Source organism: Gammaproteobacteria bacterium (assembly GCA_024235095.1).
Taxonomy (GTDB): Bacteria; Pseudomonadota; Gammaproteobacteria; order Competibacterales; family Competibacteraceae; genus UBA2383.
This window is the reverse complement of record JACKNC010000002.1, coordinates 140668-155080: the sequence shown is the minus strand read 5'-3', so window position 1 is coordinate 155080 and position 14413 is coordinate 140668. Positions and strand designations below refer to the sequence as shown.

The 14413-nt window shown below is 53.2% G+C and carries 11 protein-coding genes; 3 read left to right on the top strand and 8 right to left on the bottom strand.

The window, feature by feature from the left end:
- Positions 1-109: 109 nt before the first annotated feature.
- Both H6973_13790 and H6973_13785 read right to left on the bottom strand, forming a co-directional pair.
- Positions 110-1195 carry a helix-turn-helix domain-containing protein gene (locus H6973_13790; protein MCP5126660.1) on the bottom strand — a complete coding sequence of 362 codons (1086 nt, stop codon included), beginning with the start codon at positions 1193-1195 and terminating at the stop codon, positions 110-112.
- 244 nt (positions 1196-1439) lie between these two features.
- Positions 1440-3014: an HPr family phosphocarrier protein gene (locus tag H6973_13785; protein MCP5126659.1), complete on the bottom strand. Its 1575-nt coding sequence runs from the start codon at positions 3012-3014 to the stop codon at positions 1440-1442.
- Between the two features lie 350 nt (positions 3015-3364).
- Between H6973_13785 and H6973_13780 the strand changes: the two genes are divergently transcribed.
- From H6973_13780 to H6973_13770, 3 genes are all read left to right on the top strand, one after another.
- Positions 3365-4570 carry a thiolase family protein gene (locus H6973_13780; protein MCP5126658.1) on the top strand — a complete coding sequence of 402 codons (1206 nt, stop codon included), beginning with the start codon at positions 3365-3367 and terminating at the stop codon, positions 4568-4570.
- 194 nt (positions 4571-4764) lie between these two features.
- The gene (gene serS / locus H6973_13775; protein MCP5126657.1) at positions 4765-6048 is read left to right on the top strand and encodes a serine--tRNA ligase; all 1284 of its coding nucleotides are present in this window, start codon (positions 4765-4767) and stop codon (positions 6046-6048) included.
- 36 nt (positions 6049-6084) lie between these two features.
- Positions 6085-7203: a 3-deoxy-7-phosphoheptulonate synthase gene (locus tag H6973_13770; protein ID MCP5126656.1), complete on the top strand. Its 1119-nt coding sequence runs from the start codon at positions 6085-6087 to the stop codon at positions 7201-7203.
- On the opposite strand, the gene H6973_13765 is transcribed toward H6973_13770, so the two are convergent.
- From H6973_13765 to H6973_13740, 6 genes are all read right to left on the bottom strand, one after another.
- The gene (locus H6973_13765) at positions 7200-7910 is read right to left on the bottom strand and encodes a DnaJ domain-containing protein (protein MCP5126655.1); all 711 of its coding nucleotides are present in this window, start codon (positions 7908-7910) and stop codon (positions 7200-7202) included. The two genes, H6973_13770 and H6973_13765, sit on opposite strands and share 4 nt — an antisense overlap.
- 5 nt (positions 7911-7915) lie before the next feature.
- Positions 7916-8566 (bottom strand): VWA domain-containing protein, encoded by a 651-nt coding sequence (locus H6973_13760; GenBank protein MCP5126654.1) that lies wholly within the window; start codon positions 8564-8566, stop codon positions 7916-7918.
- Between the two features lie 128 nt (positions 8567-8694).
- Positions 8695-10584, bottom strand: a complete 1890-nt coding sequence (locus H6973_13755; GenBank protein MCP5126653.1) for a polyhydroxyalkanoic acid synthase — start codon at positions 10582-10584, stop codon at positions 8695-8697.
- Positions 10585-10648: 64 nt separating this feature from the next.
- Positions 10649-11947 (bottom strand): phenylacetate--CoA ligase, encoded by a 1299-nt coding sequence (locus H6973_13750; protein ID MCP5126652.1) that lies wholly within the window; start codon positions 11945-11947, stop codon positions 10649-10651.
- A gap of 273 nt (positions 11948-12220) precedes the next feature.
- Positions 12221-13228, bottom strand: coding sequence for an AAA family ATPase (locus tag H6973_13745; GenBank protein ID MCP5126651.1), 1008 nt, complete (start codon positions 13226-13228; stop codon positions 12221-12223).
- Positions 13225-14409, bottom strand: a complete 1185-nt coding sequence (locus H6973_13740) for a putative DNA binding domain-containing protein (protein ID MCP5126650.1) — start codon at positions 14407-14409, stop codon at positions 13225-13227. Before H6973_13740 ends, H6973_13745 begins: the two co-directional genes overlap by 4 nt.
- Positions 14410-14413: the final 4 nt, after the last annotated feature.

Sequence of the window (14413 nt, the reverse complement as noted above, 5' to 3'; positions counted from 1 at the left end):
ATAAGTGCAATGAAAACCGAACGGATTCGGTCGAAAAATAGTCTTCAAAAAACTATTTTACTATGCCAGGCGTGAGAATGCGCCTGTCTGGAAATTTCGGTGGTGTCCCTCAGTTTACGTGATGAGCATCGTCGAGTGCGGGGAACAAGTGTTTGATGGTTTCCAAGGTATTCAGAAACGGTGCGGGTACCCGAAAGCCCAGCAACTCCGCCGTGGTCCAGATATGATCGGTCATCCCCGCCGCCATGGCCGGCGTGACAGGCCGCCATTTACGGGGCGATCCGTTGCCTCGGGTCGGTTCCGGGGTGGGCAATTCCTCACGCAGGCTCAGGTGGGGCAAGCAGAAATGGTAGTAAGCCAACGACAGCCACACCTGCTTTTCCATCCACGACCGTTGCTTGGAAAACGCGGTCGTCTTGCGAGCCAACCGCCGATTGTGTTCGCGCCAGGCCAGGTTATCCCGCTCCACAAAGCTCGTGTTGATCGTCGTGCTGGTGGCGGATGCGGCCAATCGCGCCTGAAGCTCGTCCGCGCTTCCCCAGACCCTCTTACGGGTCACCTCGACCACCCGTCCTTTTTCACGTCGCTTAACCACTTGAGCATACAGCAAATTCGGCGGTGGGCGGCACCGTGGGGCCGGATATCGTCCTCGCGTCCCTTGGCGCTCGGGCTGATACCATTCCCCATAGGCATGGAGCAAGGCGCTGGGATAGCCCGGCCATTGGTCGCTAGTAAAGAAGGGGACGTGATCGTCGGTCACATACACCACGCGCTCCAGGAGCAGGTTCGCCTGAGCCTGCGTGCGCTGGCCCACGACAAACCCTACCACCAGGCGCCATTCGGGCGCAAAGGCGACCCACACCCAAGCATCGCCATCCGTCTCGCACCATTGCTGCGCCATCGGCAGATTCTGGTCCTTGGTATGGACAAAGCTCCACAATTCATCCAGTTGACACTCGGTCACCGTCAGCTCGCGCCAATGGGACAAAACCACCAAACGACATTGCTGGGCGGCCCGAGTCAACCACGCACAAACCGTATCCTTGTCGATCTGGACGATTCGTGCCGTACCCTGGATGGAATTTCCCTCCGCCAACGCCCGCATCGCCAGTTCGAAAACGGCGGGGTCGGCCTCGAGGTCAAAATACGCAGTTCCGTACGTCAAGGACACTCTCCTCCCGCACGAACGACACAACGCCTGCTTTTTCCCGTGACTGGAACCATTTTTGACCAACAACCCTTGACCAAAGGGCCGACCGTAGTGGTGACAGGAACGATTGGGGCAGTAGAGCGTTTCCCACTTCATAAGATCCCCGGTCAGTGATTAACACCACAATCACAATGAGGATACATGTTGTCGTCGTCACTGGCTTAGCTCATCACGTAAACTGAGGGACACCACCGAAATTTCCGCTGCTCACGAATGCCGCTTCTCAGCGCTAGCGGCGCAGGTAGGCCAGTTCCCGGGGTAGGGTGACGTTGTTGCCGAACTTGTCCTCGCCATAGCCGCAATTGGCTAACAGCTCCAGGTCGCTTAATACCCGCTTATCGCCTGTAAAAGTAATGTTCATATCGGTCTTGATGTCAATCTGACCGGTTGCCATCAGTCGGGCGATTTCAGTCGTGATCTTTTCCAGAAAAATACTTTCACGGGTGAATTCTTCCGATAACTGCAGCGGTTGTTGATAAATGATGATCTTGCCTTGTTCAGCGAGCCTGAGCACTACATTCAGCACCGTAGCCCGAATTTGATGGTCGCTGGGTTCGATCGTCGGCAGCCACAGATTGCCGATTTGTAAAGCCAGCCAGCGGCGTTTACGGGCGTTGATGCGCTCATTAGCCCGAAAGATGTCCATCGGCGAACTGGCGTCGTAGCATTGCTCATCCAGTTCCATGGTGATCGCGCTGCCATAATGCTGCGCAATCTTTGCGATCAGAGTGGCGGGACGGACATGAAAACCGCGATAGGAGGGAACGGGAACCTCGACTTTACCGACTTCTGCATAGCGCTTGAGGAGAGCGTGACAAAGACAGCGTCCATCACTCAGATACTGGCCCGCATAGGCGATGGCATAATTCATCAGCATGGCAAGCAATGCGCGGGTGGAAACGACCGGATTGCGGCGCAGGGAGGCGTCGCCAGTTTTGGCGTTAAGGTGGCGTTCATAGTGATGAATGAGCTGAGTGGCGATTTCCAGCAGGTGGAAGACGATGCTGATATAGCCGCGCAGGACGGGCAAGTCGGTATCCAGCGATTCAACCTCTGTTTCGGCAATATGGGTATCGTAAAGCGCCTGCAAACTGTGAAATCGTAATTGCAGGTGGCGCAGCTTGTCCTCGCTGAGCGGGTCTGGAAAGCAGCTCGGGTACTGGCTGGGCTTTACCCACTCGACAATGTGCAGCAACTGGCTTTCCGAAGCGAGGTTTAGGTAGGCGGTGGCGACATGAATCACGGTTTCCGCTGTGCTGCTGACCTGGCGCATAGCCCGATCACGGGGCAGGCGGCCTGGTGGCAGAGGTTCCCGATAATTTTCCTTGTTCAGATCATCAGTCGGCGTGGGCAGGTTCAGATGCGCCGCTTTGGTAAGAATGCGGACGGATGCCCTGACCAGGATTTCGTAGGTGAACGCCAGTGTCTGCGCGGTAACCTCGGTAAAGTTGCGTTGGATGGCAGGCAACTGGTAGGAGGGCAGGGAGTGCTGAATGTGCAGCAGCTTATAGCTGATATCGGCAAACAGCTTGATCGTGGCAGTTAATGATCTGAAGCGTGACCATTGACGGTTATTGCGCGCTCCGTAGGCATCAAGGAATTCCTCGATCTGGATCGCGTGAGACAGCAGGTCGGCGACGAGTGGGCGGGTCAGAGTTGTATGCGAACGCTCTGTTGAAAGTAGGCGAGCCAGCCGCAAGAGCTGGTGAGCGCGGGGCGCAGTCAGGGCGCTGAAGCTTTCATAATCGATGATCACAGGACTTTCGGATGTAGTCACATTGTCGATGTCCGTTACAAAAACCATAGCAGGGTTCCTATGACTTCTTCACCTCATTCATAGAGCTATTTTATAGCTTGATGATGACGGGTGGCGTCTATTTCGCCGGGAGTTTTTAAACAGATTTTTATATATTGCTCTTATATCATCATAAAATTACCCCAAAATTATAGTGCAAGCTCAAGGCCAATCGAAAACAGCAAAACAGGAATAATTGACATCCACCAAATATAGGCTTTACTTTCCAAAGTCTGCTGACGCGACGTGATTCAGATTCTCGCGCGGACGCACCTGCAGGAAGCATTGGCACCTGGTCAGCACTGGCCAGAATCCAACTCACATACAACCCCGCTTACTACGCAAACTGAGGAGTAGCTATGGCTCTTAAAGAAGTCGTGATCGTCAGCGCCGCCCGGACCGCTATTGGCAAATTCATGGGTTCTCTGAAAGATGTACCGGCCCGCGACTTGGCCATTACCGCCGCCAAAGGCGCGATCGAACGGTCTGGCGTTCCCGCCGACCAGATTGAAGAAATCTGCATGGGGCAGCTATACATGGGCATGCAGGGTTCTCTGCCCGCTCGCCAAGTCAGTATGCGGGTCGGCCTGCCACACAGCAGCAGCGCCGTTTCCGTCAACCAGAACTGTACCTCTGGCATGCGCGCCCTGGAAATTGCCTGTCATAACATCATGCTGGGTCAGACTGAAATCGGTTTGGCCGTTGGCGTGGAAAGCATGACCAATGCCCCCTACCTGTTGCCCAAAGGCCGCATGGGGTACCGGATGGGGCAGGGCAACATCGAGGACAGCATGATCCACGATGGCCTGTTCGACGAACTGGTGCCTGGCCATATGGCGATGACTGCCGAGAATGTTGCGGTCAAATACGGCATCACTCGGCAGGAATGCGACGAATTAGCGCTGATCAGTCATACCCGCTGCACCACGGCGACCAAGGAAGGCATCTTCAAGCGTGAAATCGTGCCGGTGGAATTAAAGTCCAGGAAAGGCTCCACTTTCTTTGATACGGATGAGAACTTCATTCCTGACGCCAGTCTCGAAAAGATGGCTCAACTGAAACCCGCCTTCAAGAAAGATGGCGTGGTCACTGCGGCTAACGCTTCCAGTATCAATGATGGTGCCAGCGCGGTGGTCATCATGTCACTGGACAAGGCCAAGGCTATGGGCATCAAGCCGCTGATGAAGTTAGTCGGCATCTGCAATGCTGGTGTTGATCCGGCGGTAATGGGGCTGGGGCCAGCAGCTGCGATTCCCAAATGCCTGAGTCAGGCCGGTATGAAGTTCGGAGACATCGATTACTGGGAAGTTAACGAAGCGTTTGCCGCCCAATGGCTGGGCGTTGGGCGTATGTTGAAAGAAGATCATGGTATGTCGTTGACTCCAGATAATTGCAATTTCAATGGTTCTGGCATCGCATTGGGGCATCCGGTCGGGTCCACGGGGCTGCGCATCGTTGTCAGCCTGTACTACGAACTGGAACGGCAAGGCAAAACCACGGGCGGCGCATCGCTATGCGTGGGCACTGGTCCAGCGATGGCTTCGCTGTGGACGCGGGATGTCTGATCTGTGTTGAACTGAACGGGTAGGTTCACTATCCAGGGCGGTCTCATAAACAATGAGGCCGCCCTTAAAAAAACAAGCTCTTTTTATATCATCATCTCTTTCATTATCCACAATTCCCAAATCAGATATAATCCCCTTTCTCAATCAAAAATCCCACTTCACTATCATCTCACAACAAAAGGCTCTCCACCCCAATGCTAGACCCAAAACTACTCAGAAGCGAACTAGAGCAAACTACCCTCAAACTCGCCAGACGCGGCTACAACCTGAACACAAAACTTTTCAATACACTGGAAAAACAGCGGAAAAATCTGCAAGTCCGCGCTCAGGAACTCCAGAACAAGCGCAACACCCGCTCAAAAGCCATCGGCAGAGCCAAAGTGCAAGGACAAGACATCCAACCGCTACTTAACGAAGTCTCAGGACTCGGAGAACAGCTCAAACAAACCGAAACCGAACTCGAAATCCTACAGACCCAGCTACTCAACCTACAACTCAACATCCCCAACATCCCTCACGAAAGCACCCCAACCGGCACTAACGACATCGACAACCTCGAAATCCGTCGCTGGGGCCAGCCCCGCAATTTCGCATTTACACCCCGCGATCACGTTGATCTTGGAGGAGAAGGCGGCTTAGACTTTGATGCTGGGGCCAAACTTACTGGCAGCCGCTTCACCGTCATTCACGGACAACTAGCCCGACTCCACCGCGCGCTCATCCAGTTCATGCTAGATCTCCACACCCAGAAACATGGCTATCAGGAAGTCTATACCCCTTATCTCGTCAACGCCGACAGCCTGCGCGGCACTGGACAACTACCTAAATTCGAAACCGATCTCTTTAAGCTCAGCGGCGACCTCAATTACTATTTAATCCCAACCGCCGAAGTACCCGTAACCAACCTAATGCGCGACCGCATTATCGAAGCCGAAAAACTTCCAGTCCGCTGGGTTGCCCACACTCCTTGCTTCCGCAGCGAAGCGGGATCTTACGGAAAGGACGTACGTGGCATGATTCGCCAACACCAGTTCGAAAAAGTCGAGCTAGTACAAATCGTCCATCCCGAAACCTCCTACAATGCATTAGAAGAATTGACTAACCACGCCGAAAATGTTTTACAACAACTCGAATTACCCTATCGCACTGTTGCCCTCTGCACAGGAGATATCGGATTTTCCTCCGCCAAAACCTACGATTTAGAGGTCTGGCTTCCCGGCCAGCAAAGGTATCGGGAAATTTCTTCCTGCAGCAACTTCGAGGACTTCCAGGCGCGGCGAATGCAAGCCCGCTGGCGCAATCCCGCCACCGGCAAACCCGAACTGGTTCACACCCTCAACGGATCAGGACTAGCCGTAGGACGAACCTTAGTCGCCATCATGGAAAACTACCAAGATGAAAGAGGGCATATCCAAATCCCTAGAGTTCTCCAACCTTACATGGCTGGACTGGAAACCCTCATTCCAAATGGACGCTAGCCCCAGACGCCAAATTCATACAGGAACAAAATTATCATGATTATCATCTTAGAACCCAGCATTACCGACCATTCCGAAGAATACCAGCAAACTTTCAATTACCTCTCTCAGTTACCCGGTATTGCCACCCGCGTTCATAAAATCCAGGGCGCACAGCAAACCCTTACTGAGATCTATCTCATTGGCGACACCAAAAGCCTTTCAGCGGACGACATCCACGCTTTGCCAGGCGTCGAACGAGTCATCCGAATCTCCGAGGAATACCGCATCCTAGGGCGACATCGAGATAAGCAACGCACCAGCGGCTTCGAATACAACGGTATCCAGTTCAGTCAAGACAACCTAAATATCTTCGCTGGACTATGCGCCGTCGATACCCCAGAACACGTCAAAACCATGCTCCAGGCCCTGCATGAACACGGTCAAACCTGCACTCGCATGGGCGCTTACAAACCAAGAACTAACCCCTATTCCTTTCAGGGCCACGGCCAAGCTTGCTTGCCTTATGTCTTCGAACTAGCCGGACAGTACGGAATCAAGGTCATCGCTATGGAGGTCACCCACGAAGACCATATCGAGGAGATTCACAAATGCCTAGAGCAGACCGGCCAACCTACCGGGGTTATGTTACAGATCGGCACTCGCAACACACAAAACTTTGAATTACTCAAAGCCGTTGGCCGCCAACAAGAATTTCCAGTACTGTTCAAACGGGGATTCGGCATTACCCTCAACGAATCACTGAACGCCGCCGAGTACTTGGCCAGCGAAGGCAACTCACGGGTCATTTTTTGCCTACGCGGGGTCAAAACCAATATGAGTGACCCCCACCGCAATCTAGTCGACTTCAGCCAAGTCTCCGTCATTAAGCGACTCACCCGAATGCCAGTCTGTATTGATCCCTCACACTCAGTGGGTTCCCGCGAGCATTCTCCCGACGGAATACTCGACCTGATGCATGCCACCGCACAGGGCATCATCTCCGGAGCTAACATGGTGCTCGTCGATTTCCACCCTGAACCCGCCAAAGCGTTGGTCGATGGTCCTCAAGCCATGCTCATGAGCGAGCTAGACTGGTTCCTGAAAGACGTTGCTCTTACCAGGGAATGCTATCAAAAGCGGCAAAAACTAGCACAACAGCAACACACCGCCTAGTCAAGCTCATCAGTCAACAGCAAATCCCTAGCCCGGTTCAATTGCGCCGCCAAATAAGCAGTTCCCCCATGATCCGGGTGCAAACGTTGAATTAAACGTCGATAGGCAGATTGAATATCCGCTCGGCTGGCACCCGGCGACAAACCCAGAATCTGATAAGCCTCCACTAAAGTCATTGCCCCAGAATTCGTCGGCGACTGCGAGTGCTGATCGCCCTGCGAACGCTTTCGCCAGCCCGATCCAGCATAACGATCCAGATAAGCTTCTAGAACCGCAACAGATTGCGAGTCTACTTGGCACTCACACCAGAGTATCAACAACTCAGGCAGCGTTAGATCCACCAGATCGCGTCCCGCAAACCGGCCTTCTCGAACTTGGCCAGTCATGACTCCACTCGCGTGATCCAGCGCCATAAGCAGAAAACGAGTAGTCACCACAGACCGCGACGAGTCGCCGGTTTGCGACGGAGCAGAGAGAGAAGGAGAATGAGTCTTCAGCCAACGAATCAACCAAGGGGCCAGCACCGCAAGCAGCGGCAAGGTAATTTCCGCGCCACCGCGCACAGTGAGCAGCAACAGAAAGCTAAGCCCCCCCACGGCCAGCGCAATACGCCCTAACTGTGGACCCCAGAGCGAACGACGAAATTGGCGGATCAGGCAATACAACCCAATCAGCACAGCCGCAATGACTAGAAGGCGCGCCAACATAGCGTTCAGAGTTGTCGAGCGAGTTGCCGGACCAGACTACCCTGACGTCGACCGAAATCCTCCAGGGCCTGACGACCGCCCGTTGCATAAATCGCCACCGCCCTGAGCAGCTCACGCAACTGGCGCGCGCTACCATTATCAAAAACACAATAGGCGCCCCGGGTCAGTCGGGCAATTTCTCGAAAACCCCATGCTGCATCAGGTTCATAACCCTCCTGGAAGACAAAGGCCGGAACGCCCAGCAACCCCAGTTGACCCGCTTGATAGCAGAGCGGATCAACCGCTTCTTCCAGGCAATCGCCGACCAGCACCAAGGCATTCAGGCGCTGACGTCCGGTTTCCTGAATAGCATGTTCAAGAACGCGACCAATTTGCGTCAAACCACCCCGGCACTGCACCGATGTCATACGACGCTGGAGTTCAGCGGCATCGGTCAACCATGGTTCAACCTGAAACTCACCATAACCCCGATACCAAACCAGTTGCAAAGCCAATCCACCGATTTCTGCAGCCGTAGCAAACATATCACCCTGTAATTGGCAGACCTGATCCCAAGTTAGCTGCCGACTGGCAGTGGCATCGAGAGCAAACAGCAACCGGCCTTTTACTGGAGACGCCTTGGGAACACATGCAACCTGACGCAGAAATTCAGCTATCTCCTGTGCACCGGATAACGCCTGAACCTGTCGCGCTCTTCCTGATTGACGGGAAGAATGATTATTCAATTTACCGCTCACATTCGGACAAGATGAAAGTTAGGATCCCAAATACCTACTACAACTCACTATTTTTGCAACACATACCTTCCTGGCGCATCGTCAATTTGATAACCAAAACCCTTCTTAGGCATTCCCATCGGTGGCAGGGGCACCTGTTGTTCCTCAGAATGCTCGACCAGCCAGGCTTGCCAGGCCGGCCACCAGGAACCGGATTGCCGGGGGGTAAAGATATGCCAAGTCTCAGGATCGATGTAGCGATCCTCTTCGCGGCGTCCCGCCATCTGGTAACTGCGCCGGCTATGTCCCGGTTCGCTAACGATACCTGCATTATGTCCGCCACTCGTCAGCAAAAAGGTCACCTGCTCAGCATCCGCTAATAGATAAATTTTGTACACCGATCGCCATGGCGCCACATGATCTTGTTCCGTCCCAACAGCAAAGATGGGTACACGGATATCGGAAATCGCAATAGGTCGACCCTCAACCTCGTAATGACCGGTCGCTAGTTCGTTTCCCAGAAAGATATGACGCAAATACTCAGAGTGCATACGGAAGGGCATACGCGTCTGATCCGCATTCCAGGCCATCAAATCATTCAGGGGCTGGCGTTGGCCTAACAGGTAGTCATGCACCATGCGGGACCAGATCAGGTCATTCGAGCGCAGTAACTGGAAAGCACCGACCATTTGCCCAGCATCCAGATAACCCTGATCCCACATCATGTCTTCCAGGAAAGCGACCTGACTTTCATTGATAAACAACAACAATTCACCCGCTTCGGAGAAATCGGTTTGTGCGGCAAACAGCGTCATGGTTTTCAACCGATGATCACCATCACGCGCCATAGCCGCGGCGGTTATCGTAAGCAGGGTGCCGCCCAGGCAATAACCAACCGTATGAATCCGATCCGGCACGATCGCCGTGATCGCGTCCAAAGCCGCCATGATCCCATGTCGGCGGTAATCGCTCATACCAATATCGCGATCGTCAGCTGTCGGGTTTTTCCAGGAGATCATGAAGACGGTATGACCCTGCTCAACCAGATAACGCACCATTGAGTTGTGCGGCGATAGATCAAGAATGTAGTACTTCATGATCCAGGCGGGCACAATAAGAATAGGTTCTGCGTAGACTCGTTCAGTCACCGGCTGATATTGAATCAACTCTATCAGGTGATTGCGGAAAACTACCTTACCCGGCGTGACTGCTACATCGCGACCTACGACAAATTGCTCATCATCCTCGACCAATTGCTTACCAGCGACCAATTTCTCCATGTCAGCCATAAAGTTGGTCCAACCACGCACCAGGTTCTGCCCCCCTTCATCCACAGTGGCCTTGAGGATTTCCGGATTGGTCAGCGGCAGATTCGATGGGGAAAACATATCAAGAATCTGTCGGGTCATGAAGGAGACAATGGCGTCATTGCGTCGGTCAACGCCGCGATTATGGGTCGTCGCGTTGTACCACCACTGCTGAGTCAGCAGAAACGATTGATAAATCAGGTTATATGGCCATTGCCGCCAACCCTCGCCATCAAAACGGTGATCCTGAGGCAATGGCTCGATGCAAGGTGGAACATCCGGATTCTGATTGAATTTAAAGGCGTACAGCGCCAACCGCACCGCCTTACGCAGGGCTTTCTCATTAAGAAGCGCCTGCTTACCTGGCGAGAGGCCAAGATGCATCAGCCAGTCAAAGTAGGCCATTGCCATTACGGTAGGGGAAATACCCGCCGTGACACGCGCTAGGTTCGCATTGACCATCCGGTCGATGGTTTCAGGAATATGAGTACCCAGTAATGAGCGCTCGATAAGGCCGCCCGCACTGGCTACTGATTTGCCACTCGCGCGACGGCGTGGATGGCTTGGCGCCTTTTCAGGCGTCCCCTTTTCCTGGGAAGCTGAATCAGCTACGGGAGAATTGACCTGAATATTCGCCTTGGGCTCTGGCATGACCTTGCACCTCTTGGAATTGGCATCTGGAATGAGGTGTTAGACATCATCTAGATTATTTTGCTTACTTGCGATGATCAATTACGCGCACGGCTTTGCCTTCCGAGCGAGGGATTTCGCCGGTCTGCTTGACCACGACCCCAGCCGTGACACCAATGAAGTCCTTGATATCCTTCTGCGCTTTGTGGGCTACCCGATTCATGGCTTCCTGACCCTGGGCAACCAGCGGTGGACTACCTTCGACATTGACGGTGAGCATGTCGAGATTACCCTCGCGGAAGATTTCCAGTTGGTAGAACGGCGAGAGTGTTTCAGTTTGCATCAGAATGGCTTCCACCTGGGAGGGGAAGACATTGACGCCGCGAATAATTAGCATGTCGTCGGTACGACCTGTGACGCGCTTCATCCGGACATGAGTGCGTCCACAACGACAGGGCGTCGGGTCAAGCACCGATACGTCGCGGGTTCGGTAGCGGATCACCGGGAAGGCTTCCTTGGTCAGCGAGGTGATGACGATTTCCCCGGCTTCGCCATAAGGGATGGGTTGACCGGTGTTAACATCGACAGCTTCAATCAGGAAATGATCCTCGAAAACATGCAAGCCGTTTTTGGCCTCGACGCATTCGATACCCACACCAGGGCCGATCACTTCGGAGAGGCCATAGATGTCGATAGCATCAATGCCCAGTCGCGATTCCAGTTCATAGCGCATCTCTTCGGTCCAGGGTTCCGCACCGAAGACACCGACTTGCAAAGGCAGCTTGCGCAGGTCGACTTTCATGTCCTCAGCGGTTTCAGCAATGTTCAGCGCGTAGGAAGGAGTACAGGACAGTCCCGTCGGTTCAAAATCACGGATGAGCATGATCTGGCGTTGGGTTTGGCCGCCGGAAATGGGGGTCACCATGACGCCCAGCTCCTCCGCGCCGTAATGCAGACCCAATCCGCCGGTGAACAGTCCATAACCATAGGCATTATGCAACCGGTCGCCAGGCCGCATGCCAGCGGCGGCCAGACTGCGCGCCATGACGCGCGCCCAAGTGCGAATATCACGGCGGGTGTAACCGACTACGGTAGGCTTGCCGGTGGTGCCACTGGAAGCGTGAATGCGCACAACCTGATCCGTCGGTACGGCAAACATACCGAAGGGATAGTTTTCGCGCAGGTTCTCTTTTTTGGTAAAGGGCAGGAGGCGCACATCTGCTACTGACTTAATGTGCTGAGGCTTCACGCCCAGTTCATCCATGGCTTCGCGGTAATAGGGAACGGTTTGGTAACACCGTTCGGCCGTGGTGCGTAGACGGCGTGCTTGCAGTTCCTGGAGTTCTTCGCGGGGCAGTGTTTCCTGTTCAATGTCCAGAATCATGGGATTGGTTCCGTTTTTGACCCGGGTGTGTGTCCGGCAGATGGAGAGGACGGCGCAATCGCTACATCGGCGGACGCCCATTTTTTGTGAATGATTGTAGTCGTGATTGTAGTCGAAAGAGTGCGAATTGGGGGCCGAACTCCAATCAACTGAAAATGTACATTAAGATGACCATATTAGGAATGACGACAGTGCAGTTTGAACGGGAAGATGATTAGAGGAAGCGGAGCCACAGAGGGCGTTGCAAATACTCCTTTAAGTGCGCGAAACCCATCATTCCCGATCACTATCGTGACTTATCGCAATTCCAGCACCTTGGGCGATGCGTTGCGCCAAATGCTGAAAATCTTTGTAGCAACTCCTGACAGCCTCGACATGCGAACCGATTGCGCCATCTGATGGCTTGAGGAAGAACATAGGCTTACGTGCTTCCATCGCGAGAGGCATCAGGCTCCGATAGTGCTTGAGCAGCGCCAGCGAATAAGGGTCCTGATCAACTACTGGAATCTTTGCACCCGGTTTTTCATCTAGCACTGCAACCCGGTAAGTGTCCGGTATTTTTCCCATCCAGCGTTGATAAGCCTTGACTGGTCTTGAATCACGGACGCCATGTTGCATAACGATATATCCAGCAGGCTGCATCGCGCCTTTAGGCATCGATAGGTCGATCGGTGCTTTCCTAAGCAGCTCTAACCAGGTCGCACGCCATTCCCGTAAAGTAGGTCCCAGGTTTTTGAGACCTTGCAGAGAAAACAGATCAGGCGCGAGAGGAATGCAAACTTGATCGGAAGCAATCAAGGCGGCGCGGTTGATGGCCCCAAGATTGGGTCCGACATCGATCAACGCTAATTCGGCACCGCCGTTCTTCATCGCGGATTCAATAATGCGGTAAAAGGCGGTCATCGTGCGAAAAGCGGATTCATCACGGTTATGGCAATGAGGCCAGGCGCTGGATAGTTTATCTTCAAACCGGGACAGGCCCAGATCACCTGGAGCCAATCCCAAAGTTAGCGTGATTTGCTCTATAAAAGGTTCTGTAATGTCGCCAGTTCCCCGCAGAATAGGACGTATAGCGCCATAGACTGTTTGTGGATGATCATCGTCGGGCCAGAGCGCTTCCAGGCGATTTTCATCTAAGAACATTGCTGTCAAATTGGCTTGTGGATCAAGATCAACAGCAAGTGTGGAAATATTATGGTCAGCAAACATCCAGGCAAGATGATAAACCAGCGCAGTTTTTCCTACCCCGCCTTTATTGTTAAAGAAGGCGATCATTTTCATACAGATCTCCGGCTGATTTTGACCAATACCGAGTGTTGGTCAAATTCAAATTCGGCAGGCTGGTTACCATTAGCCTCCAGGAGTGACTGCGCACGTTGCACCCCGTACCCAAAGCGATTAACAAACCCTAATACCTTCATGGACTCAGCGATGATCGGATTTCGATAGCTGTTGCGAGTTGGAAAATTCTCGCGTGTTGCTTCTCCATATAAGCCGCCAGGGTTCATGATTTCGATATGATCACTGAATACATAGAAACGAACAGGCGTATTGCTGTCGTAATCGCGATGCATGACCGCATTCATCAGTAATTCACGGAGCGCCCATTCAGGATAGTCAGGAAGGATTTTTTCCTGAAATCCGTGAGTGGATTGAAGCCTGTTTTGCGTCAAAGTTCTGGTGCGAAACTCTAGTTCGCGCAGCACAGATGGCAAATCACCCGATATTTCCGTCTGATCTTCGGGAAGGTCAGTTAAATCAGCGCCGGGTAATTGCAAATATTGCACATAAGCGCCCGGCAAAAAGTAGCGGGGATTTTTGCCAAAAAGCAGAATACCGGCATAGGTTGGGCAATGTTGTTCAGGATTAAAAAAATGCAGTGAGGCCAGTTGCTGATCAATCGACCGCTGATTGGCGGTGATCGTTTCCAGGTCAACCGCCTGATGACGATAGGCTTCGAATTGTCCAAGCGCCAAGTCGTTGAGCTTACTTTCCGAACAATGGCGGGCATCAAAAGATCGCGCTGAAGCGACACGCCGTTCAGTCAGAATACGCTCTTCCTGTTCGCTAGCGATGGCCCGGCGTGGCCCAACACGGATCCAGACCCGACCTTTATAGCGCACCGGAGGTAGGTCGGATGGGACCACTTCAACTACGGCGATATCACCATCATCAAAACCAAATCGGGCAACATTCATAACCGGTTGTGGTAATACATTGCCATCCGAGCGGATAGCGCCCAGGTTTTTTAACAGTTCATCGGTAACAGTGAGTCCAGATAACTGGCCGTTGTCCTTAACACCGATGAGGAGATAGCCCGGCTGTCGGTGATGGGACAGGTCGTTGGCAAAGGCGCAGATCGCTTCACCAAATTTATCGGTTTTGCCAGTCGATGTCGTCCTTTCAACGCGATCTGATTCCAGATCGATCAACAGGGAGGAAAGCTGGTCACGGGTCAGCATGGCG

What these genes read in the sequence shown, in the direction of transcription:
- H6973_13785 (MCP5126659.1), bottom strand. Translation starts at nt 3,014, where the DNA reads ATGGTTTTTGTAACGGACATCGACAATGTGACTACATCCGAAAGTCCT.
- H6973_13780 (MCP5126658.1), top strand. Translation starts at nt 3,365, where the DNA reads ATGGCTCTTAAAGAAGTCGTGATCGTCAGCGCCGCCCGGACCGCTATT.
- serS (MCP5126657.1), top strand. Translation starts at nt 4,765, where the DNA reads ATGCTAGACCCAAAACTACTCAGAAGCGAACTAGAGCAAACTACCCTC.
- H6973_13770 (MCP5126656.1), top strand. Translation starts at nt 6,085, where the DNA reads ATGATTATCATCTTAGAACCCAGCATTACCGACCATTCCGAAGAATAC.
- H6973_13765 (MCP5126655.1), bottom strand. Translation starts at nt 7,910, where the DNA reads ATGTTGGCGCGCCTTCTAGTCATTGCGGCTGTGCTGATTGGGTTGTAT.
- H6973_13755 (MCP5126653.1), bottom strand. Translation starts at nt 10,584, where the DNA reads ATGCCAGAGCCCAAGGCGAATATTCAGGTCAATTCTCCCGTAGCTGAT.
- H6973_13750 (MCP5126652.1), bottom strand. Translation starts at nt 11,947, where the DNA reads ATGATTCTGGACATTGAACAGGAAACACTGCCCCGCGAAGAACTCCAG.
- H6973_13745 (MCP5126651.1), bottom strand. Translation starts at nt 13,228, where the DNA reads ATGAAAATGATCGCCTTCTTTAACAATAAAGGCGGGGTAGGAAAAACT.
- H6973_13740 (MCP5126650.1), bottom strand. Translation starts at nt 14,409, where the DNA reads ATGCTGACCCGTGACCAGCTTTCCTCCCTGTTGATCGATCTGGAATCA.